Below are 21,406 nucleotides of genomic sequence, written 5' to 3' on the forward strand. Positions count from 1 at the left end.
CCAGAAACGTCCCAACTGACCAGGGACTGTCTTTACTTCGTCTCCACTCCCACCCGGCTACTGGCGAGTTGGATGTGGCGTCCGCCACCTTGGAGATGTCCCGATCAGGGACAGCGCCGGCCCCACCTTCGGGCCCCACCGCTGAAGGAGATGATGACCATGAGGAACCACAAGTTCAGCATCGCCACCTTCGCCGTCACGCTTCTTGTCGTGTTCGGCTTCAACCAGCTGCTCAGCGCCGAGCCGCCCACGTGCCAGGCAGCCGCCGGCACCTCGTCCGTGTCCGTCGTCCTCACGGAAGGAGTGCTGTCATGAACAGCTTCATGCGCCCCGGCGAAACCGTCCGGGCCCGCGGCGGCACCCGCTCCGGAAAGCGCGGTGTCGTCGTCGCCACCGCCGCAGGCCGCACCAAGGTCCGCTTCAACGGCAGCAGCGGCACCCGCTGGGTGCGCACCGGCAACCTGAGGTCCACCGGCAGCGGCTCGCTGTCCTGGATCCTCCCGGTCAAGGCCGCACTCGTCCTGTTCCTGGTCGTACCGGGCCTCCGGTTCGTCGTCGTCCACCTGTGGACCCACGGCGGACTCGACGGCTTCGCCACGGCCCTCGGCAACCAGATGGGCCAGGCCGCCCTCGCCTGGGGCCACCTGGTCACCACGGACCCGCTCGGAGCACTGCTCCACCTCGGGTTCCTCGGCGTGGTCTCCAGGCTGATGCACTGGTGAGACCACAACACCTTCGAGGCGTACGCAGGGGGACGTCTCGGAGCAGAAGACGGAAGCCCGGTCCGAGTGAGGACCGGGCTTCCTGCGTACGTGGGCGGCGATCCGACGACTTCTCCCGAAACGGATGCTCGGTCAAGACCACGACGATAGATTTGCTGGACTCCAGCGGGACTGGATCAGGACGGATCCGGGACCCACACGTGAAGAGGCGGCTTCAGGGGAGGACGAGATGGCCCTCGAACCTGACGACAGTCCAGCCGCCCTCAATCGAGACCTCCGCATCTGGGTCAAGAACTGGACCGGCAAGGGCATCGGCCAGGTGGCGCTCGGCGCGAACATCAGCAACAGCCGTGCGTACGCGGCCACCGCCAACACCAACCTCGTCCCCCGCGACCTCCTCCTCGCCATCGTGCGCGCCGCTGTGCCCATCACTTACGACAGCGAGCAACGCACCGACTGGATCCGGCAATGGAGTCGGGAGTGGGAGCGGCGATGGGAGCGCGCAGAAGCAACTACTCGCGGCGAGCGTCCCCGGGATCTCCAACCGGACCCGGCGATTCAACAGATAGCCGAACCGCCGGCTCGTCCCAATCGGGCGGTGCGGCTGGATCCAAGACTGGCCATGCCTGCGCTCGATCGCATCACGGACGTGACGGTGCGGGCGATCACGTCCGAGTACGTCTTCGTCACACAAGATCCGCTTCTTGTCGGATACCACAAGCGCAGCCCCATCACCGTCTACATCGACCTCCACTCCGCGTCATGCTCATCTCACCATCGCGAGAGCCTCGCCCAGTTCTTGGCACGCAGGGTTCGCCGGAAGCTCGGAGGGCTTGACCCCGACAGAACCGTGATCGCAACGGCTCGAGAGGGCAACATTCTCGTCGGCAACCGAGTCGCCGAGCTCTGCGGCGTACCTTTCCTCATGGTTCGCACGACCTCTCGTCCGCCGCGATTCGGCTACGCGGTAGAACGCACCTTCGGCGACGAGATCGACGTTGCTATCAACAACGGGGTCGAGGCCATCATCGTCGACGACATTGTCATGGGTTCTCTGAATTCGAAGGTCGCCAAGCTCTTGCGCGTGCACGAGGGCATTGCCACACGCAACTGTTTCAGCATTTTCGAGCGCGCAGATCTGAGCGTCCAGGACCGGCTCGCGGATGCGGATCTCGTCTTGGACTCTGCGTTCACGATCGACGACGATCTCGTCGCAGATCTCAAGCGTCGGGCCGAAGGTTGAGAAACGTGTCAAAATCGGGAACGTCATTACCCAGAGATGAGCGAGTTCATCTGCAAAGATGCGGCAGTGACCGATGTCGAGATGGTCGTCAATTTGCATGTCACAGAACGTTGCAACTACCAGTGCACGTACTGTTTCGGCAAGTGGCTCCCGCTAGAGGGATTTACCAAAGACGAGACCGCTTGGGCCGAGACCGCGACTGCTCATAGCATCATGTCGGAGCTCGCTGCCCGGTTCCGCAGAGACAGAAGCGAAGGCAGCCCCCTGCGATTCAACTTCGTGGGAGGCGAACCTGCGCTGCTTCCAAACGTCGCCGATCTGATCGAGTACGCGCGTCACGACTTGCAGGCCCGCGCCTCGTACGTCACCAACGGGCTCATGCTTCAAAGATTCACCCCCGAGTGGACCGTCGAGAACGTCGCAATTGTCGGGGTCAGCATCGATTCCTCCATCTCGACGACAAACCTCGAGATCGGACGCGCGACACGCAGCGGCATGGCCTTCGACCTCGGCAAGGTGGCCGACCAGATTGCTGGCATCCGCGAGGCGGCGGATCGCATGAAGGTTGCCCCGCCGGAGATCAAGGTGAACACCGTCGTCAGCGCGTTGAACGTCGGGGAGGACTTCGAGAATGTCCTCACATCAGTCCGCCCGGATCGCTGGAAAATCCTGAAGATGCTGCCGGTCTACTCATCAGAGACAGCCGTCAGCGACGAGGCATTCAGGGAGTTCGCGCGGCAGTACGAGGCATTCGTGGACAATCGCTCAGGCCTCACGGGCGTGGTCATCACCACGGAGGACAACGACGAGATGACCGGCTCCTACGCAATGGTCGACCCACTCGCCCGGTTCTTTTGGTACGACGAGGTACCCGAGAACGGCTACGGCTACTCCGAGCCGATGACCGAGGTTTCCGTGGACGAGGCGTGGAACGCCGTGCCCTGGGACCAACAGAAATTCGACTTGCGCTACACCGAACTCATGGGCGACATGAGCAGGCCCTAGACCGGAGCCCGTCCCGCATACCGCCAAGATTCATGCAGTTTCTGTCCGACAACCGTCCTGCGAGCGTCCTGATTCGGGCGCGGTTGTCTTGATCTGATCCTCTCTTCGGCTCTCACGCTACCGCCGCGGCCGCAGTTGGCATCACCCTGGAGACGTCTCCTTTCGAGACGGTGTCGAAACCACCAGGGGGAGGGATCAGCGATGAACCACAAGTCCAGTTTCGTCGTGTTCGCCGTCACGCTCATCATCGTGTTCGGCTTCAGTCAGCTGCTCAGCGCCGAGCGGCACTCGTGCAAGACCATCATCACCGCGTACGCCGCCACCGACCTTACGGAGGTGGAGTAGCCGATGATCAGCAGACGAGCTCGGCCCGGCGACATCGTCCGGGCCCGGCGCACGATCCATCTGAGCCTCGGCGACCGACTCGCCGGGCGAGGAGTCCGGACCGGCAGGCGGGGCGTGGTGATCGCGACCACCGGTCGTAGGGCCAAGGTGACGTTCGATGCCCGCCACGGTGGCAGCGGATGGGTGTCCACCCGCAGCGTGGGGGTGGCCCGGCGTTTCGCAGAACCGGTTCCGTGGATCGTTCCGGTCAAGGCTGCGCTGGTCGTGTTCCTCGGTGCTCCGACACTCGGGTTCGTCGTGGCGTACGCCTGGGAGAACCGTGCCTTCGACGGGCTCCCCCACGCAGTCGGAGTCCGCATGGGCGAAGGAGCACTGGCGTGGGGCGAGTTGGCGGCACGCGATCCAGGCAGTGCAGCTATCCACCTCGGGTTCCTCAGCCTGGTCGCCTTGCTGATGAAGTGGTGAGGACTCGCAGCACAGTTGAGGGGGTGTGCTGCGAAAGGAGCGGCCCGGTCCGACCATGGCGGACCGGGCCCTTCTGCCTGGGGAAGCCGACCGAGGTAACTCGGTGAGCTCGCACTCACCTCGTGGAACTCCACGAAGGAAGCGAGTGTTCACCGAGTTACCTCGGTGAACATCCACCCACCTCAGCCGCTGACCGACACCTGAGCGCCGGCGCCCTCGACAGGCTCCATGCCCTCGGCGATCTTCATCGCCTCCTCGATGAGCGTCTCGACGATGGCGGCCTCGGGGACGGTCTTGATGACCTCGCCCTTGACGAAGATCTGGCCCTTGCCGTTGCCGGAGGCGACGCCGAGGTCGGCCTCGCGGGCCTCGCCGGGGCCGTTGACGACGCAGCCCATGACCGCGACGCGCAGCGGGACCTCGAGGCCGTCGAGGCCGGCGGTGACCTGCTCGGCGAGCGTGTAGACGTCGACCTGGGCGCGGCCACAGGAGGGGCAGGAGACGATCTCGAGGCGGCGCGGCTTGAGGTTGAGCGACTCCAGGATCTGGATGCCGACCTTGACCTCCTCGACCGGCGGCGCGGAGAGCGAGACCCGGATGGTGTCGCCGATGCCCTGGCTGAGCAGGTGGCCGAAGGCGACCGCCGACTTGATCGTGCCCTGGAAGGCCGGTCCGGCCTCGGTGACACCGAGATGGAGCGGCCAGTCACCGGCCTCGGCGAGCAGCTCGTAGGCGCGCACCATCACGACCGGGTCGTTGTGCTTGACCGAGATCTTGAAGTCGTTGAAGCCGTGCTCCTCGAACAGCGAGGCCTCCCAGATCGCCGACTCGACCAGCGCCTCGGGGGTGGCCTTGCCGTACTTCTCCAGCAGCCGCTTGTCGAGCGAGCCCGCGTTGACGCCGATCCGGATCGAGGTGCCGTGGTCCTTGGCGGCCGCGGCGATCTCCTTGACCTGGTCGTCGAACTTGCGGATGTTGCCCGGGTTGACCCGGACCGCCGCGCAGCCGGCCTCGATGGCGGCGAAGACGTACTTCGGCTGGAAGTGGATGTCGGCGATCACCGGGATCTGCGACTTCTTCGCGATCGCCGGCAGCGCGTCGGCGTCGTCCTGGCTCGGGCACGCGACCCGGACGATGTCACAGCCCGAGGCGGTGAGCTCGGCGATCTGCTGCAGGGTCGAGTTGACGTCGGAGGTGAGCGTTGTCGTCATCGACTGCACGGAGATGGGGCTCTCGCTGCCCACGCCCACCGAGCCGACCTTGATCTGGCGGGTCTTGCGGCGAGGGGCGAGCACCGGGGCGGGAGCCTCCGGCATACCGAGGGGGATCGACGTCATGTCTACCAATCTTACGTGCGGGTCAGGCCTGGAGATGAAGCGGGACGACGAGGTCGGCGACGATCAGGACAACACCCATCACCAGGAGCGCCGAGGCCACCACGTACGCCACCGGCAGCAGCTTCGCCGGGTCGGCATGTCCCGGGTCGGGCCGCCGGAAGACCTTGGCGAAGGCGCGTCGGATGCCCTCCCACAGTGCCGTCGCGATGTGACCGCCGTCGAGGGGCAGGAGCGGGACGAAGTTGAAGATGCCGATGAACAGGTTGAAGCCACCGACCAGGAACGCGAAGCTGGCGACCTTCTCGCCGACGTCGAGGCCATCGTGGGCGGCGATCTCGCCGGCGATGCGGCCGCCGCCGACGATGCTGACCGGACTGTCGGCCGAGCGCTCCTCGACACCGACGATCGCGAGCGCGACGTGCCAGACCTTGACCGGCAGCCTCAGCAGCGAGTGGACGGCGTTCTCGGCCATCGCACCCATCTCCTTGAGCGCGTAGACCGGCCCCTCCTTGGTCGTGACCACGTGCGAGGTGGGAGACATCCCGAAGAAGCCGACCTTCGCGGTCTCCGGGTCAGCACTGGTGTCGTCGACATCCTTGACCCGCTCCTGCACGACGGTCTGGGTGCTCAGCGTCATCTGCTCGCCGTCGCGCTCGATCACGATGGTGGCGTCGCCGTCCATGTTGTCGCGGATCAGCTCCTGGGCCACGGCCCACGAGGTCAGCTCGGTGCCGTTGAACGAGATCAGCTCGTCGCCGGGCTTCAGGCCGGCGTCGGCGGCGGGGGTCGGCTTGTCGCTCGCGCGGCACTCGCGGCCCTGGTCCTCCCAGGTCAGCAGGCACTCCTGCAGGCTCGACACGACCGGATGCCCCTCGTCGACGACGTTCTCGTGGACTCCGTAGATCCCGAAGACGCCCCAGAACACGAAGAACGCGATCGCGATGTTCACCGTGGGCCCGCCGGCCATCACGATGACCTTCTTCCACCAGGCCATCTTGTAGAAGAGCCGCGGCTCGTCCTCGGGACGGATCAGCTCCCACTCGGCCGAGCGCGCGTCGCTGATCAGCTGGGTGAACATGCCGGTGTTGGACTTGCGCACCTTGAGCGCACCGTCCTCGGTGCGCTCCCCCAGCTGGTCGGCACCGGGCGGCAGCATCCCGAGGATCTTCACGTAGCCACCGAGCGGGATCGCCTTGAGGCCGTACTCGGTCTCGCCGACCTGCTTGGACCACACCGTCGGCCCGAAGCCGATGAAGTACTGGGTCACCTTCCCGCCGAACGCCTTCGCCGGGATCATGTGTCCGAGCTCGTGGAGCCCGATCGAGACCAGGATCGCGACGACGAAGCCGATCACGGCCAGCGTGTAGAGCAGGACACTCATTGACGGGACTCCAGGATCCGAGTGGTCTCTTCGCGCGCCCAGGCGTCGGCGGCGAGCACGTCCTCGATCGAGAGGGTGCTTTCAGAGCGTACGCCGTGGTGGGCTGCCAACACCTCCGCAATCGTGTCCACGATGCCGGTGAACGGGATCCGTCCCTCGTGGAAGGCGTCCACGCACACCTCGTTGGCCGCGTTGTAGACAGCGGGGTGGGTGCCGGCGCGGGTGCCGGCCTCACGGGCCAGCCGCACCGCGGGGAAAGCGATGTCGTCGAGCGGCTCGAAGCGCCAGTCGGCGGCCTTGGTCCAGTCGATCGGGGTCTCGGCGTCCGCTACCCGCTCGGGCCAGGCCATCCCCATCGAGATCGGCACCAGCATCGTCGGCAGCCCGAGCTGGGCCACCACCGCGCCGTCGGTGAACTCGACCATCGAGTGGATGTACTGCTGCGGGTGGACGACGACGTCGATCCGGTCGAAGGGTACGTCGAAGAGCAGGTGTGCCTCGATGACCTCGAGTCCCTTGTTGACCAGGGTGGCCGAGTTGGTCGTGATCACCCGGCCCATCGCGAAGTTGGGGTGCTTGAGCGCCTGCGCCGGGGTGACCTCGGCGAGCTCGTCGCGGGAGCGGCCACGGAACGGGCCGCCGGAGGCGGTCAGCACCAGCTTGCGCACCTCGTCGGCACGACCGGCGCGCAGCGACTGCGCGATCGCGGAGTGCTCGGAGTCGACCGGGACGATCTGCCCCTCGCCCGCGATGCGTTTGACCAGTGGGCCCCCGATGATCAGCGACTCCTTGTTGGCCAGGGCGAGCGTGTTGCCCGCCTCCAGTGCGGCCAGCGTCGGGCGGAGCCCGACGGCGCCGGTGATCCCGTTGAGCACCACGTCGGCGGGCTGGGCGGCGGCCTCGACCGAGGCCTCCTCCCCCAACCCGGAGAACCTCGGCGCGAACTCGGCCACCTGCGCCTCGAACAGCTCCTTGTTGGCCCCACCCGCGGTCAGCCCCACGACCCGGAACCGGTCCGGGTTGGCCCGCACCAGGTCGAGGGCCTGGGTGCCGATGGACCCGGTCGAGCCGAGGATCACCACGTCGCGTGGTCGCTGATCGTTCACCTGCCCATCCTCCCAGCAGAGGCTGAGAGGGCGCCAAACGGCCAGGCCTCGTCAGGCACGCCTCGGCCCGAAAGGGTCAGAAATAGCAGCAGCCCCGGACTCCCCCACGGGTCCAGGGCTGTGCATGAAACGTTTTGCAACGTCTGCCCACAATTAAGCCACAAAGATGCACGTAAAGGCAAATCCCGAAACGGGCATCCCAGTTAAATTCGCATCAGATCAGCGGATCGAGGATGGCCCCGAGCCGCGGCGTGACGTGACGGACCCAGGACTCGGTCAGGTGCGAGTCGTCGTAGTAGGTGACCTTCTCCCCCACGACCAGCGGGCAGCGGTCTTCGGCACACACGAATCGCTGGGTGTCGACGTACGCGGCCTCGGTGCCTTCCAGCGCCGTCTCGGTGAGCTCGTTGCTGCTGGTCTCGCGCGAGTCCTGGTCGCTGAGGCAGGAGCGCTGGTCGGCCTCGGGGTCGCTGAGGCAGTCGGCAGGATTCTGGTCGACCTTGGGCACGTCGCCGAGGACGACGACCTTGCGGGAGATCTCCCGGTATGCCTTCACCGTGGTGCGCACCGCCCGGGACCACTGCTCGTCGCGGTCCATCCCGTCGTACGTCTTCGGCATGAAGAGCTGACCGCGAGCCGTCGAGACGATCGTGTCGGGGTCGAGGCGCTCGAGGTGGTCCGCGGACCAGTCGCGGAAGTCGTCGCACTCGGCCTGGGTCATCTTCTTGCCGCGGTGCTGGACCGGGTAGGGAGCGCAGCCGACCTTCACGACAGGCACCACCCGGAAGCCGTTCTCCTTGCCGAGGTCGTCGAAGGCGGTCAGCCACATGCCGGCATGGGAGTCGCCGACGACGGCGACGGTCTTCTTCGCATCGGTGTCGCCGAGGGTGCATTCGGCGCCGCGGGTGTCGCCGTAGTTGGCGTAGCAGTCGCCGTAGGACTTCTGCCACCGATCGTCGGTGATGTCCTCACCGAGCACGCCCGGCGGGATCGGACCACCACGGTCTGCGATCTCGAGCGCGGCACGCAGTTCGCGCTGAACCTGCGGTGGGCCGCCGGTCTCGGCGGCGGTGTCGGGGACCTCGTGGGCCGCGAACCACGCCTGCGCCTCGGCGGCCCGCTCCTTCTCGGCGTAGGCGGCATAGCCGGTGGTCAGCCAGCCGCTGCCGACCGCCAGCACGAGCGCGACCGGCCACAGGGCCAGCGCGCGCAGTCCGTGCGAGAGCACCGGCACCTGCTTGTGCTGAAACGGGAGCTCGACGAAGCGGTGGCTCAGCGCCGAGAGCATCACCGCGACAGCGACCGCGACCGTCATCTCGAGGGCGGCGTTGCCCAGGTGCAGGAGCTCAGGGGCCAGCACGATCAGCGGCCAGTGCCACAGGTAGAGGGAGTAGGAGATGTCGCCGACGTACCTCAGCGGGCGGATCGCGAGCAGCCGCGCGGTCGGGGCGTTCGCGCCCGAGGCCAGCAGCGCGACCGTGCCGAGGGTGGGTACCAGTGCCTGCCAGCCGGGGAACGGGGTGGCCTCGCTGAACAGGACGGTGGAGGCGAGGATCGCCGCGGCTCCCGCCAGGCCGGCGATGATGCTCGCAGCGCCCTTGAGCCGGCCGCCCCAGCAGGCCAGCAACGCGCCGGCGGCGAGCTCGTAGGCTCGGGCCGGGGTGGAGAAGTAGGCGGCGGTCGGGTTCTCGCCGGTGGCGTGGATCGACCACCCCAGGCTCACGACGGCGATCACCGCGGCGACGACCGTGAAGCCCTTGCGGCCGAGCCTGGGGATGAGCAGGAGGGCGAGCACCGGCCAGACCAGGTAGAACTGCTCCTCCACCGAGAGCGACCAGTAGTGCTGGAACGGCGAGGGCTCGCTGGGCTGGAAGTACTGCACGCCCTCGGCCGCGAAGTGCACGTTGGCCAGGAAGAACGCCGCCCAGGTGCCGTCGGCGGCCGCGTCCGTGAGCCGGGTGGTGGGCAGCTGCCAGGCGGCGTACGCCAGGACGACCAGGATCACGAGAGTGGCTGCCGGCAGGATCCGGCGGGCACGACGCGCGTAGAACTGCGGGATGCTGACCGTTCCCGATGTGTCGGCCTCGCGCAGCAGCAGGGTGGTGATCAGGAAGCCGGAGAGGACGAAGAAGACGTCGACGCCGACGAACCCGCCCTCGGTGTGCGGGATGCCCGCATGGGCAGCGACGACCAGGCCTACGGCAATGGCCCGGAGACCTTGGACATCTGTCCGCCATTGCTTGGCTGACATGTGGGGTGCACCTCGTGTGGGGGTCGACTGCTATCCATTGCTGGGTCCGTGACGCGGAGGTACGCGAAACGGCCCTCGATGCTTTCACGGACATGGTCTGCTCTCACATCGAGGGTCGCCGACCGACCTGTTGAATTGCTGTCCCCACTGATGTCTCAGCCTCCGATGTAGGACATCACGTGCTTGATCCGGGTGTAGTCCTCGAACCCGTAGACGGATAGGTCCTTGCCGTAGCCGGAGTGCTTGAAGCCGCCGTGGGGCATCTCGGAGATGTAGGGGATGTGGGTGTTGATCCAGACGACGCCGAAGTCGAGGCGCTTGCTGACCCGCAGCGCGGTGGCGTGGTCCTTGGTCCACACGCTGGACCCGAGGCCGTAGTCGACGTCGTTGGCACATCTGAGCGCTTCGGCCTCGTCGGCGAACCGCTGCACCGTGATCACCGGGCCGAAGATCTCGTGCTGGATCTGCTCGTCGTCCTGGCGGAGCCCGGCCAGGACCGTGGGCTGGTAGAAGTAGCCGTTCTCGCCGCCCTCGACCCGTGCCGGTGCACCTCCGGCGGCGATCGTGGCGTGGTCCGGGAGGCGGTCGACCATGCCCTTGACGCGGGCGAGCTGACCGGGGTTGTTGAGCGCGCCGACGTCGGTGTTGTCGGCGGGGAGACCGACGGTGGTGTCGCGGGCCGCCTCGGCGAGAGCCGCGACGAACTCGTCGTGGATGCCCTCCTGCACCAGCACCCGGGTCGCGGCGGTGCAGTCCTGGCCGGCGTTGAAGTAGCCCGCCGCCGCGATGCCGGCGACCGCCTTGTCGATGTCCGCGTCGTCGAAGACGATCACCGGCGCCTTGCCGCCGAGCTCGAGGTGGACGCGCTTGACGTCGGCTGCCGCAGTGGCGGCGACCTCCATGCCGGCGCGCACCGAGCCGGTGATGGCGACCATCTGCGGCGTCTTGTGCCGGATCAGCGCGCGGCCGGTGTCGCGGTCTCCAGTGACGAGGTTGAGGACACCCGGCGGCAGGAACTCCTGGGCGATCTCGGCCAGCAGCGCGGAGCTGGCCGGGGTGGTGTCGGAGGGCTTGAGCACGACCGTGTTGCCGGCGGCCAGGGCCGGGGCGATCTTCCACGACATCATCGCGAGCGGGTAGTTCCACGGCGTGACCTGCCCGATCACGCCAATCGGCTCGCGACGGATCCAGGAGGTGTGGTCCGGTAGATACTCGCCTGCGCTCTTCCCCTCCAGGGTCCGTGCGGCGCCCGCGAAGAACCGGAAGTGGTCGATCGTCGGCGGCAGCTCCTCCTCCAGGGTCAGCTGATAGGGCTTGCCGGTGTCCTTGACCTCCACCGCGGTCAGCTCCTCGGCCCGGGCCTCCATCGCGTCGGCGATCCGGAGCAGAGCCAGGCTGCGCTCCTGGGGCGTGGTCTCACCCCAGCTCTCGAAGGCCGCTGCTGCGGCGGCGTACGCCTGGTCGACGTCGGCCTGCCCCGACATCGCGGCCTGCGCGTAGACCTCGCCGGTGGCGGGGTCGACGACGTCGTACGTCGCGGCGTCGGCGGCCTCGCACAGCTCGCCGCCGATCACGTTCCTGAAGGTCTGGTCAGCCATGCGCTAGAGACTAACTCCTTCCTGTAACAGGGATGTCACAACTGAATCCGAAGTGATAATCGCACTTTGAAACGGATTCGCTTGCGAAAGCCAGATGCGGTGGGTGACCATGGAGTCATGACCGGCAACTACGAGCAGCTGCAGCGCGACGCCAAGGACCATCTCTGGATGCACTTCACGCGGCATTCGAGCTACGCAAAGACCGACGTGCCGATCATCGCCAGGGGTGAGGGCGCCTACATCTACGACATCGAGGGCAACCGCTACCTCGACGGGCTCGCGGGGCTCTTCGTCACCCAGGTCGGCCACGGGCGCGCGGAGCTCGCCGACGCAGGCGCGGAGCAGGCGAAGCAACTGGCCTTCCACCCGCTGTGGTCCTACGCGCACGAGCCGGCGATCGAGCTCGCCGCGCGGCTGGCCTCGCTCGCCCCCGGCGACCTGAACCGGGTCTTCTTCACCAACTCCGGCTCCGAGGCCGTCGAGACCGCGTGGAAGCTCGCCAAGAACTACTTCAAGCTGCGGGGAAAGCCGGGCAAGCACAAGGTCATCGGGCGCAACATCGCCTACCACGGCACCACCCACGGGGCGCTGTCGATCACCGGCCTGGCCGACATCAAGGCCCCGTTCGAACCGCTCGTGCCGAGCACCTTCCGGGTGCCGAACACCAACATCTACCGGGCCTCGGAGATCACCGGCGGCCTCATGGACGGGAGCGACCCGGAGGCTTTCGGACGCTGGTGCGCCGACCAGATCGAGGTCGTGATCCGGGCCGAGGGGCCTGACACCGTCGCCGCGGTCTTCCTGGAGCCGGTGCAGAACTCGGGCGGCTGCTTCCCGCCTCCCCCGGGCTACTTCCAGCGGGTGCGGGAGATCTGCGATGCGTACGACGTCCTGCTCGTCTCCGACGAGGTCATCTGCGCCTACGGGCGACTGGGCACGATGTTCGGCTCGGAGCGGTTCGGCTACGTGCCCGACATCATCACCTCGGCCAAGGGGCTGACCTCGGGATATGCGCCGCTGGGCGCCACGATCATCTCCGACCGGCTGATGGAGCCGTTCCTCTCCGGGGACGAGACCTTCTACCACGGCTACACGTTCGGCGGTCACCCCGTCTCCACCGCGGTGGCGATGGCCAACCTCGACCTCTTCGAGGCCGAGGATCTGCTCGGCAACGTGCGCCGCAACGAGGGGTTGTTCCTGGCGACGCTCGAGAAGCTGAAGGATCTGCCGATCGTCGGCGACGTGCGCGGCACCGGCTACTTCTACGGCATCGAACTGGTCAAGGACCGCGCGACCAAGGAGACCTTCACCGAGGAGGAGTGCGAGCGGATCCTCTACGGGTATGTCTCCAAGGCGCTGTGGTCCGAGGGCCTCTACTGCCGAGCCGACGACCGGGGCGAGCCGGTCATCCAGCTCTCCCCGCCGCTGACCGTGGGTCAGGCCGAGTTCGACGAGATGGAGCAGATCCTGCGCCGGGTGCTGGAGAAGGCCTCGACGATGCTCTGAGGGTGCTCACTGCTGGCTCAGTTGTCCTGGATGGGCGGCCACGGCGACTGCTCCTCGAGGGCGTAGGCGAGCTCGAGGAGGGTCCGCTCGTCCCCGTACGCCGCGGAGAGCTGCACCCCGATCGGCAGTCCCTCCTCGCTGAGCGCCATCGGCAGCGAGATCGCCGGCGCACCGGTGATGTTCTGCAGCGGCGTGAACGCGACGTGCCGCCGGAGCCGGTCGACCAGGTCGTCGAACGGCACGTTCGGGGAGAGGTGCCCCAGCGGCGGGGTGACGCCGGCGACGACCGGGCACAGGACCACGTCGTGGTGGTCGAAGATCGTGGCGTACGCCCCGGCGGCCCGCCGCAGGCGGGCGAGAGCACCGGGCGTGCGGCGCCAGCCGCCGGCGGTGAAGGCGCGACGCAGGCCGTCGGTGAGGCCGTCGAGGCGGCCGGTGTCGAGCGTACGGTCGATGGTCAGGCGGCCGAGGTTGCCGGCGAGGAAGGCGAGCAGGCCCCAGTAGCTGAGGAAGTCGTCGCCGAAGCGGGCGTCGATGGGGATCGGGATCGGCTCGACGCTGTGCCCCTGCTCCTCCAGGAGGGTCGCGGTGCGTTCCACGGCCGCCTTCGTCTGGGTGTCCACGACGGCGTCGGTCACCGACTCCATGATCATCGCGACGCGGAGCCGCCGTCGCGCGGGGCCCTCGACCAGCCCGAGGGGCGGCAGAGCCGGGTTTCGCCAGTGCCGCTCGAGCGCGGCATGGAAGGTCGCGGTGTCGCGGACGGTCCGCGTCACCACCCCCTCGCTGACCATGTTGATCGGCAGGGTGCGGGCGGTCTCGCCGTCGATGTGCCTCCCCCTGCTCGGCTTGAGCCCGACGAGTCCGGCGGCCGCGGCGGGGATCCGGATAGACCCGCCGCCGTCGTTGGCGTGCGCGATAGGCACCGCTCCGGCTGCGACCAGAGCCGCGGACCCGCCCGACGAAGCCCCGACGGAGTGGTCGGTGTTCCAGGGGTTGGGCGTCGGCGGGCCGCTGCGGAACTCCGTGGTCGCGTTGAGCCCGAACTCCGGCATCCGGCTCTTGCCCAGCACCGTCATCCCTGAGCTGAGGAACTGCGTGGTGTAGCGCCCGTCATGGGACGCCGCCCGTGCGGCGAACGCCTCCGAGCCATGGTTGGTCGGCATCCCGAGCAGATCGGTGTTGTCCTTGAGCAGGGTCGGCACGCCGTGGAGCAGGCCGGTGTCGGCGTCGGCGCGACGGGGCGCGTCGTAGGCCTCGTACGCCAGCGCGTGCAACTCCGGGACCACCTCTCGTAGCCGGTTGATCGCCGCTGCCTCGACCTCTGCGGCGCTCAGCACTCCCGCCCGGACGAGCCGGGCGAGCTCGACGGCGTCGTGGTCGCCGAGGGCGTCGTCGGTGAAGGCATGTACACGGTCGGGTGCGGTCATGTCGGACAGCCTTCTGGATCGGCCTCCAAAAGTCTAGAAGATCTTCCAGACTTTGTGGCGGGCCCGTGAAACACTCAGCCCATGAAGCGACGTCACGGCGACAGCGCCAGGCAGCGACGCGACGCCCTCATCCGGGCCACGATCGAGGTGGCCGCCGAGAAGGGCATGGCCGGGGTCAGCCACCGGGCCGTGACCGAGCGCGCCGGGCTACCGCTGGCCACGGTCGGCTACTTCTTCGACTCCATCACCGACCTGGCGGCCGAAGCGCTACGCACCGGCGTGGCCGAGGACGTCGCCCGGCTGCGTACCCTCGCCGACGAGCTCGCCGCGACGGGGTCGGGCACCGACGCGATGGCCGAGGCGTTCGCGGCGGCGCTGATGTCACCCCCGACCGACTCGCTCGCCTTTCTCGAGGGGTTGCTCCACGCCGCCCGCGAGCCGCAGTTCCGCCCGGTGGTCGCCGAGGCGCTCACCGCCGGCCGCGCCGTCGCGGACCGCGCCGCGACCGTGGCGGGCGCGACCCGGACCGACCCCGACTCCCTGCTCGCCCTCGTGCACGGCTACCTGCTGCACGCCCTCGCGGCGCCCGACCTGGTCGAGCCCGACGCCCTGCTGCGCGGGCTCCGTGCCCTCGTCATCGGGACGCTCGTCGAGCGCGGCGAGGTCACGCTCGCGCTCCGGCTCGCCGGCCACGGGTCAGCCGACGACGCGTACCTCGCTCCCTAGGACCGCGCGGTCCTGCAGGGTCAGGTGATCGCCGGACCAGAAGCGACCCGGGTCGTAGTAGTTGGTCGGGCGCTCGTCGTCGAGCAGACCCATCTCCTGGTACGTCGCGGCGACGACCTCGGCGCAGAAGACCTGCTCGAGCCCGGCCTTCGAGCGCACCCTCCCCCGCGCCCAGCGTCCGGCCAGCGCGGCCGTCGACGGGAACGGCGTGCCGTCGAGCCGGGCGATCGTCCGGAGCAGCGCGTCCTCCTTCGGGCGGTCGATGTCGGCCGTCAGCTGGCGCAGCCACACCTGCTGCTCGTAGCGGCCGGCCCACTGCTCGACCGCGGCGCGCAGATCATGGAGCTGTACGCCACGGTGGTGGGTGCCGGTATAAAGATCGAGCAGCCCCTTGCCGAGCTCGGCGTGCCACATCAGCGGCGGCAGGTCGTCGAGCACCACCGCCATCCCGACATGGTTGACCGGGGCGTTGCTGAGCATCCGGATCGCCCGGTCGGCGACCGAACGGCCGCGGAAGAGCCACAGATCGCCGGTCCGGGTCTGGTCCACGGCGTCTTCGAGGGAGATAGTGGTGTCGTCAGACATCTCGAGCAGGGGGTCCTCATGAGTATCGGTAGTGCAAGCGTGTGGAAGATCGTCGGCCTCGCCGGACTGGCCGGGGTCACCGCGACCGGTGTCATCATCGCGCGCAACCACCGCCAGCGTACGCAGCGCACGCCGGAGGAGATCCACGCCAAGCTTCGTGAGCGGGTCGCGGCGGCGCAGCACCCGGCGGCCTAGCCCCTGGTTGGTGGTCTTCTCGATCTGGGCTGATGTCGAGGTCGCCCTGCGGGCGTTGGTTTCGTCGGTCTGAGAGCTGCGGCGACGTACGCCGCGGGCGGATCGTGTCTCCGGTGGTCGAGCTTGTCGAGACCATCTGTCGTGTGACCGTTTCTTTGTGGCTGGTGTGGGCCGCCGACCCTCGCTTTGAGGGTCTTCTCGCCGGACCCCGGAGTAAAGGACGGCCTTCGGCCGCCGGCTTCGCCGGCCGCTATCGCGGTCCTTGACACCGGCGCCCGTCGAGAAAGATTTGGCTGGCTATCGGGGCGGCGGCCCGGGTGTGGCGCAGCGCATTCATTGCCGGGAAGGGTGGGGCTTGTGGGGTGGAAGGGGTGGCCCTTCGGGCCACTTACCATCCACAGAAGCGACGCCGTTCGCTCACCGCGAAAATGGCTCTTGACCTGCACCTATAGGTGGTTAGGTATCCCGCTCGAGGCATAGAATCAGACCCATCACAACACACCTCTGAAGGGAGGGACACGATGAGTCTCGAACACGACGTCAACCACTGGGGCACCAACCCTGGTGATCCGATCGACGCCGAACTGGCCGCCATCGAATCCTCCCTCGACAAGCTGCTGACCCGGGACCCGGCCTACTGGCGCACCGGCCAGAAGAAGGACCGCCTGGCCCAGCTGGAAAAGATCCACGCCAAACAAGCCGCACTGAAACTGCGGGTCCTCGCATCCGCCGGAGACATCGCCGAAGAGACCGGCGCCAAGGACGCGTCGGGGTGGCTGCGGACCGAGCTCCTCGTCGACAAGGGAGTGGCTCGCTCCCAGATCAAACTCGCTACCGGCCTCGCCAAGTACGACCTGGTCGCCGCTGGTCTGGCCGAGGGTGTGGTGTCCCAGGACAAGGCGAGGGTGATCACGAAGGCGCTCGATGCCGTCGAGTCCGACCCCGCGGCCAGCGGCGAGGACCTGGCCCTGGCCGAGAAACTCCTCGTGGACTACGCCAGCCAGTTGACCGCCAACGAGCTCAAGATCGCCGGACGCCGGGTCCTAGCCGAGATCGACCCCGCACGATTCGAAGCCGCCGAGGCCAAAGCACTCCAGCGGGAAGAGGAACACGCCGCCCGGCGTACGTTCTTCTCTTCCCGTGACAACGGTGATGGCACCATCGACATCCACGCGAGGGTCTCCCGTGCGGTCGGGATGCGGTTGCGCACGATGCTGGACTCGCTGGCTCAGCCCCGGAAGTGGTCGGCCGAGGACAAGGGCCGCAAAGCCCCCTACGACCGCCTCCTGGGGCAGGCCTTCGCGCGGGTGGTCGAGACCTACGACGTGGACCTGCTCCCCAGGCACGGCGGTCATGCCACCACGATGTTCATCACCATGAGCGTCGAGGACCTCCGCAACGACCTCGGCACCGCCGCCCTCGGGTTCGACGGGGACCAGATCACCGCCGCCGAAGCCCGCCGCCTGGCCTGCAACGCCAACCTCGTCCCCACCGTCCTCGGCACCAACTCCGAAGTCCTCGACCTCGGCCGCACCGCCAGATTGGCCCACCCGATCCAACACCGAGCCCTCCGGCTCCGAGATCAAGGCTGCCAAGCCGAAGACTGCGACGCCCCCGCTGCCTGGACCGAAGCGCATCATCTGAAACCTTGGTCCGAAGGTGGCAAGACCGACCTGGCCAACATGGTCCTGCTGTGCCCGAGTGATCATCGCCGCATCCACGACGCCGGCTCGAGGTATGAGCGACTCCCGGACGGACAGATCAGGTTCACCCGGCGGACCTGAAACAGCCATGCCCGAGCCAGACCGACCCACCACCCGTGTTCGCCGACACGCGTCCGCGGCTGTCGAGGCGAGCGGTGCCGACTCGTTCCCGCGACCCTGGTGGGACTGACCGTCGTCGAACCGTTGCCGGCCCTTGAACCGGTGCCGATCGCCGGTCCGCTGCTGATCACCGGACCGCACCTGTGCTGGACGCGGAACCGTGCCCTGGCTTGGTCGCCTATTACGTCATGGAGGTGGCTCCCCACTGCTGATGCCACCGCACTACGACAGCTTCTCCACGCTCAGGAGCAGGGAAACCGACATCACGGTGGGACTACCCGTACCCGCGGGAAACCCGGGAACAAGTCGCACCCTTCGCTGCTCGAGCAGTCGCCTCGAGGCACCAGCAGCAGAACCGGCGCTGGTGCCAGCCGCGGGTCTGCCGCCCCGAGCTGCGACACCTTGTGAATCCGCCTCCTTCACAAGGTGATGCTCCTATGGCCTGTCAAGCGGCGAGGAGCCATTCACGGTAGGCGTTGGTGAGGTTGTCGTCGCGGCGGTTTCCGCGTTCGAGGTTGCTGATGACGGCGGGCCAGACGCCGAGGTGGTTGGCTGCGGCGGTGAGGGTGAGGTTCTTGGACTGGCGCAGGGGTCGTAGGTCGGTGGTCTTGGGCACGGTGACGTGCTGGGTGAGGTAGCGGTACATCTCGCGGGCGATGGCGCGTTTGAGGACGCGGAGGAGTTCGAGGCCGACGCGGCCGGTGGCTCGTTGGCGGGTGGCCCACTCGCGGGTTCTGGGGTCGCTGGACAGGCGGACCAGGGCGATGGTGTGCAGGGCGTTGTTGGCGGCGCGGTCGCCGCCGCGGGAGAGCCGGTGGCGGGTGGTCTTCCCGGAGGAGGCCGGGACGGGTGCGGCGCCGCACAGGGCGGCGAAGGCTGCCTCGTTGCGGAGCCGGTCGGGGTTGCCGCCGGCGGTGATGAGGAGTTGGGCGGCGGTGACCGGGCCGAGGCCGTGAGCGGTCAGCAGGCCGGGGTTGACCGCTTGGACGAGATCGCGCAGCTGGGCTTGGAAATCGTCCGCTTCTGCGGTGAGCATCTGGTGGCGGCGAGCCAGGGTGCGCAGCACCCCGAGGACGGTAGAGGCGGCCGGGGACAGGGTGGTGGTCGTGGCGTGTGGCTTAGCCGCGGCGAGGGCTTTGACCAGCGCTTTCTCCTTCAGATCGCGGTAGCGTTCGCGGACCTCGAGGGGTGCGGTGACCAGGAGTTGGTGGATCTGGTTCATCGCTGCGGTGGTGGCCTTGACCGCGGAGTTGCGGGTGTTGTGGACGGCGCGGATCGCGTCGATGGTCTCGTGTTTGGGGGCCGCGGTTGCGCGCCCGGACGCGGCTGCGTGGGCGGCTTGGTAGGCGTCGATCGGGTCGGACTTGCCACGGCGTCGGCGGTGGGCGCGGTCGGGTCGGTTGACCTCGACCACGGCGATCCCGGCGGCGGTGGCGGTGCGCGCCAGGCCGGCGCCGTAGGAGCTGGTGCCCTCGATCCCGAACAACACGACCGTGCCGAAGGTGGCCAAGAACGCTAGGGCTGCGGTGTAACCCGCGGGGCTCGTGGGGAACTCACGATCGCCGAGCTCGTGACCAAGTCTGTCGATCGCGGCCACGTGGATGGTGTCGGCGTGGGTGTCCGCGCCCCCCGTAGATGCTTGGCGGGGTGGCGGGCAGGGATGTCATGCTGGTGGTGCCTTCCGTTCGTCGAACAGGTGGGTCGACGCCGGTCGGGCGAGCAGACAGGACAGGAATGAGACTCTTGCCAGGCTCTTATTAGGTCATGTCCGTCCGGCCGGCGCACGGGCCCCGGGGCACCGGGCGAACCACTTTGAGGTCAGGCCAGCAGGTCGACAGTCATCGTCAGGGTCACAGTGACCCGGGTTGTTTCATCATTCCTGTCATCGTCTAGTAAAAGCCCCGCGACCCCGCCGTCCACCTCAGGGACATCGACGCCAATTCCCAAGCCCATACCCACCTCAGGGAATCCGCACCAAACCCTGCCGCCGACCCGATAGCCAGCCAAAATTCTCGGCGGAGCCCGGTGTCAAGGCGATGTATCGAGCTTGTCGAGATGATCGCCGCAGGTGACCGGCGAAGCCGGCGGCCGAAGGCCGTCCTTTACTCCGGGAACCGGCGAGAACACCCTCCGTAACGGGTCGGCGGCCACCAGCCCAAGAAGCAACGAACACCCAGCGTCCCGCCCAGTCAACCCAACCTACGAGTCGAACCCCAGCCCCAACCGATCCATCGTCCGCAGGAACAGATCCCGACGACCACCGTTGGCGTCGGCCTTACCGAGCGAGCGGACCATCATCGAGATGCCCGCGTAACGCGCCGGCTCGGGCGGGAACGGAAGCGGCTTGGAGCGCACCATCTCCAGCGACGTACGTTGCGTCTGCTCGCCGCTGAGGAGGTCGAGCATCACCTGAGCGCCGAAGCGGGTGGCTCCGACGCCTAGACCGGTGTAGCCGAGGGCGTAGGCGACGCGGCCGGCGTACGCCTTGCCGAAGAATGCCGAGAAGCGGGTACAGGTGTCGATGACGCCGGCCCAGCGGTGGGTGAAACGCAGCCCCTCGAGCTGCGGGAAGGTCTCGAAGAAGTGTCCGGCCAGCTTGTCGTGGGTGGCGCCGGTCTCCAGCTCCGGCGAGATCTTCGAGCCGAAGTGGTAGATCGCGTCGTAGCCGCCCCACAGGATCCGGTTGTCCCTGGTCAGGCGGTAGTAGTGGAAGTGGTTGGCGGAGTCGCTGACGCCCTGCCGGTTGGCCCAGCCGATCGCATCCAGCTGCGAGGGCGAGAGCGGCTCGGTCATGAGTACGTAGTCATAGACCGGCACCGTCATCATCTTCAGCCGCCGCAGCAGCGGCGGGAAGGCGTTGGTGGCCAGTGCGACGCGTCCAGCCCGCACCGACCCGGTGAGAGTCGAGACCCGCATCCCCGCGCCGTCGCGGGCGAGGCCGGTCACCGCGGAGCCCTCGTGGATCACGACCCCCGCGTCCAGGCAGGCCTGCCGCAGCCCCCAGGCCAGCCGCGCCGGCTCGACCGTGGCCGTGTCACCGAGCACCTCCAGGCCACCGAGAAAGGTCGGCGAGCGGAGCTCGTCCCGCACCGCGGTCTCGTCCAGCAGCCGGTGCTTGATGCCGTGCTCGGTCAGCGCGGCCGACCACTCGGCGAGGTCCTCGACCTCGTGCGGGCGGGTGGCGACGTTCAGCGCACCGGTCAGCCGCCAGTCGCAGTCGATGCCGTGCTCCTCGATGGTCGCGGCCATCTCATCCAGGTTCTGCTGACCGAGCCGGTCCAGCGTCGCGAGCTCGTCGGGCCAACGCTCCAGGCCGTTCCAGAATCCATGGGTCAGCGACGCCTCGGCGAAGCCGCCGTTGCGGCCCGATGCCTGGTCCCCGCACTGGCCGGCCTCGAGCAGCACCACCGACCACGACGGAAACCGAACGCGCGCCAGAAGTGCCGTCCACAGACCCGAGTAGCCACCCCCGACGACCACCAGATCCGCCGATGCCACCCCGAGCAGAGGCGGCAGCGGCGCCGGCTTCACCGGGTCGTCCAGCCAGTAGACGGCGGGCTTCGCATCGGTCAGCGAGACATGGTTCACGACGCCCACTATGACAACTCCGGAGGCCGTGAGCCACACAGAATCTGCGGAATCATGGAAATTGTTCGTTACACACGACGGATTTCGTTGCATCTGACAC

At 67.9% G+C, this 21,406-nt stretch carries 18 protein-coding genes and 1 pseudogene; 10 read left to right on the forward strand and 9 right to left on the reverse strand.

Annotated features, from left to right (window positions below):
* Positions 1 to 159 precede the first annotated feature (159 nt).
* The 6 genes from ACFU7D_RS08345 (at position 160) to ACFU7D_RS08370 (ending at position 3,780) form a co-directional block, all read left to right on the forward strand.
* The gene (locus tag ACFU7D_RS08345) at positions 160 to 315 is read left to right on the forward strand and encodes a hypothetical protein (RefSeq protein WP_160024439.1); all 156 of its coding nucleotides are present in this window, start codon (positions 160 to 162) and stop codon (positions 313 to 315) included.
* Positions 312 to 722, forward strand: a complete 411-nt coding sequence (locus ACFU7D_RS08350; RefSeq protein WP_378727880.1) for a hypothetical protein — start codon at positions 312 to 314, stop codon at positions 720 to 722. Before ACFU7D_RS08345 ends, ACFU7D_RS08350 begins: the two co-directional genes overlap by 4 nt.
* A 229-nt stretch (positions 723 to 951) precedes the next feature.
* Positions 952 to 1,965 (forward strand): phosphoribosyltransferase, encoded by a 1,014-nt coding sequence (locus ACFU7D_RS08355; RefSeq protein ID WP_378865650.1) that lies wholly within the window; start codon positions 952 to 954, stop codon positions 1,963 to 1,965.
* Between the two features lie 36 nt (positions 1,966 to 2,001).
* Positions 2,002 to 2,970, forward strand: a complete 969-nt coding sequence (locus ACFU7D_RS08360) for a viperin family antiviral radical SAM protein (protein WP_378865653.1) — start codon at positions 2,002 to 2,004, stop codon at positions 2,968 to 2,970.
* A 201-nt stretch (positions 2,971 to 3,171) separates the two neighbouring features.
* Complete coding sequence (locus ACFU7D_RS08365) at positions 3,172 to 3,315, forward strand: hypothetical protein (RefSeq protein ID WP_378865656.1); 144 nt, start codon at positions 3,172 to 3,174, stop codon at positions 3,313 to 3,315.
* 3 nt (positions 3,316 to 3,318) lie between these two features.
* On the forward strand, positions 3,319 to 3,780 hold the full coding sequence (locus ACFU7D_RS08370; RefSeq protein ID WP_378865659.1) for a hypothetical protein: 462 nt from the start codon (positions 3,319 to 3,321) through the stop codon (positions 3,778 to 3,780).
* A gap of 182 nt (positions 3,781 to 3,962) precedes the next feature.
* On the opposite strand, the gene ispG is transcribed toward ACFU7D_RS08370, so the two are convergent.
* From ispG to ACFU7D_RS08395, 5 genes are all read right to left on the reverse strand, one after another.
* Positions 3,963 to 5,117: a flavodoxin-dependent (E)-4-hydroxy-3-methylbut-2-enyl-diphosphate synthase gene (gene ispG / locus ACFU7D_RS08375; RefSeq protein ID WP_378865662.1), complete on the reverse strand. Its 1,155-nt coding sequence runs from the start codon at positions 5,115 to 5,117 to the stop codon at positions 3,963 to 3,965.
* Between the two features lie 22 nt (positions 5,118 to 5,139).
* Positions 5,140 to 6,498 (reverse strand): M50 family metallopeptidase, encoded by a 1,359-nt coding sequence (locus ACFU7D_RS08380; RefSeq protein WP_378865665.1) that lies wholly within the window; start codon positions 6,496 to 6,498, stop codon positions 5,140 to 5,142.
* A complete protein-coding gene (gene dxr / locus ACFU7D_RS08385) occupies positions 6,495 to 7,604 on the reverse strand; it encodes a 1-deoxy-D-xylulose-5-phosphate reductoisomerase (RefSeq protein WP_378865668.1) in 1,110 nt (369 codons plus the stop codon). The genes ACFU7D_RS08380 and dxr overlap by 4 nt, the downstream gene beginning before the upstream one ends.
* A gap of 214 nt (positions 7,605 to 7,818) precedes the next feature.
* Entirely contained in the window at positions 7,819 to 9,855 is a 2,037-nt protein-coding gene (locus ACFU7D_RS08390; RefSeq protein WP_378865671.1) for an acyltransferase family protein, read from the reverse strand.
* A 155-nt stretch (positions 9,856 to 10,010) separates the two neighbouring features.
* Positions 10,011 to 11,453 (reverse strand): gamma-aminobutyraldehyde dehydrogenase, encoded by a 1,443-nt coding sequence (locus ACFU7D_RS08395; RefSeq protein WP_378865674.1) that lies wholly within the window; start codon positions 11,451 to 11,453, stop codon positions 10,011 to 10,013.
* Positions 11,454 to 11,570: 117 nt separating this feature from the next.
* Here ACFU7D_RS08395 and ACFU7D_RS08400 point away from each other — a divergent pair, with 117 nt between their 5' ends.
* Entirely contained in the window at positions 11,571 to 12,959 is a 1,389-nt protein-coding gene (locus ACFU7D_RS08400; protein WP_378865677.1) for an aspartate aminotransferase family protein, read from the forward strand.
* Positions 12,960 to 12,976: 17 nt separating this feature from the next.
* Here the strand turns inward: ACFU7D_RS08400 and ACFU7D_RS08405 are convergent, their stop codons facing one another.
* Entirely contained in the window at positions 12,977 to 14,389 is a 1,413-nt protein-coding gene (locus ACFU7D_RS08405) for an amidase (protein ID WP_378865680.1), read from the reverse strand.
* 81 nt (positions 14,390 to 14,470) lie between these two features.
* Here ACFU7D_RS08405 and ACFU7D_RS08410 point away from each other — a divergent pair, with 81 nt between their 5' ends.
* A complete protein-coding gene (locus ACFU7D_RS08410; RefSeq protein WP_378865683.1) occupies positions 14,471 to 15,115 on the forward strand; it encodes a TetR/AcrR family transcriptional regulator in 645 nt (214 codons plus the stop codon).
* Here ACFU7D_RS08410 and ACFU7D_RS08415 read toward each other — a convergent pair.
* Complete coding sequence (locus tag ACFU7D_RS08415) at positions 15,086 to 15,700, reverse strand: hypothetical protein (protein ID WP_378865686.1); 615 nt, start codon at positions 15,698 to 15,700, stop codon at positions 15,086 to 15,088. The genes ACFU7D_RS08410 and ACFU7D_RS08415 overlap by 30 nt on opposite strands.
* Before the next feature lie 18 nt (positions 15,701 to 15,718).
* Between ACFU7D_RS08415 and ACFU7D_RS08420 the strand changes: the two genes are divergently transcribed.
* Both ACFU7D_RS08420 and ACFU7D_RS08425 read left to right on the forward strand, forming a co-directional pair.
* The gene (locus ACFU7D_RS08420) at positions 15,719 to 15,895 is read left to right on the forward strand and encodes a hypothetical protein (RefSeq protein ID WP_378727869.1); all 177 of its coding nucleotides are present in this window, start codon (positions 15,719 to 15,721) and stop codon (positions 15,893 to 15,895) included.
* A 521-nt stretch (positions 15,896 to 16,416) separates the two neighbouring features.
* Entirely contained in the window at positions 16,417 to 17,679 is a 1,263-nt protein-coding gene (locus ACFU7D_RS08425; protein ID WP_378865689.1) for a DUF222 domain-containing protein, read from the forward strand.
* A 484-nt stretch (positions 17,680 to 18,163) separates the two neighbouring features.
* On the opposite strand, the pseudogene ACFU7D_RS08430 reads toward ACFU7D_RS08425, so the two are convergent.
* Both ACFU7D_RS08430 and ACFU7D_RS08435 read right to left on the reverse strand, forming a co-directional pair.
* A pseudogene (locus ACFU7D_RS08430) lies at positions 18,164 to 19,333 on the reverse strand (IS110 family transposase); the annotation flags it as partial.
* Between the two features lie 584 nt (positions 19,334 to 19,917).
* Positions 19,918 to 21,306, reverse strand: coding sequence for an NAD(P)/FAD-dependent oxidoreductase (locus ACFU7D_RS08435; protein ID WP_378865692.1), 1,389 nt, complete (start codon positions 21,304 to 21,306; stop codon positions 19,918 to 19,920).
* Positions 21,307 to 21,406 lie beyond the last annotated feature (100 nt).

The organism is Nocardioides sp. NPDC057577 (genome assembly GCF_042801335.1).
Taxonomy (GTDB): domain Bacteria; phylum Actinomycetota; class Actinomycetes; order Propionibacteriales; family Nocardioidaceae; genus Nocardioides.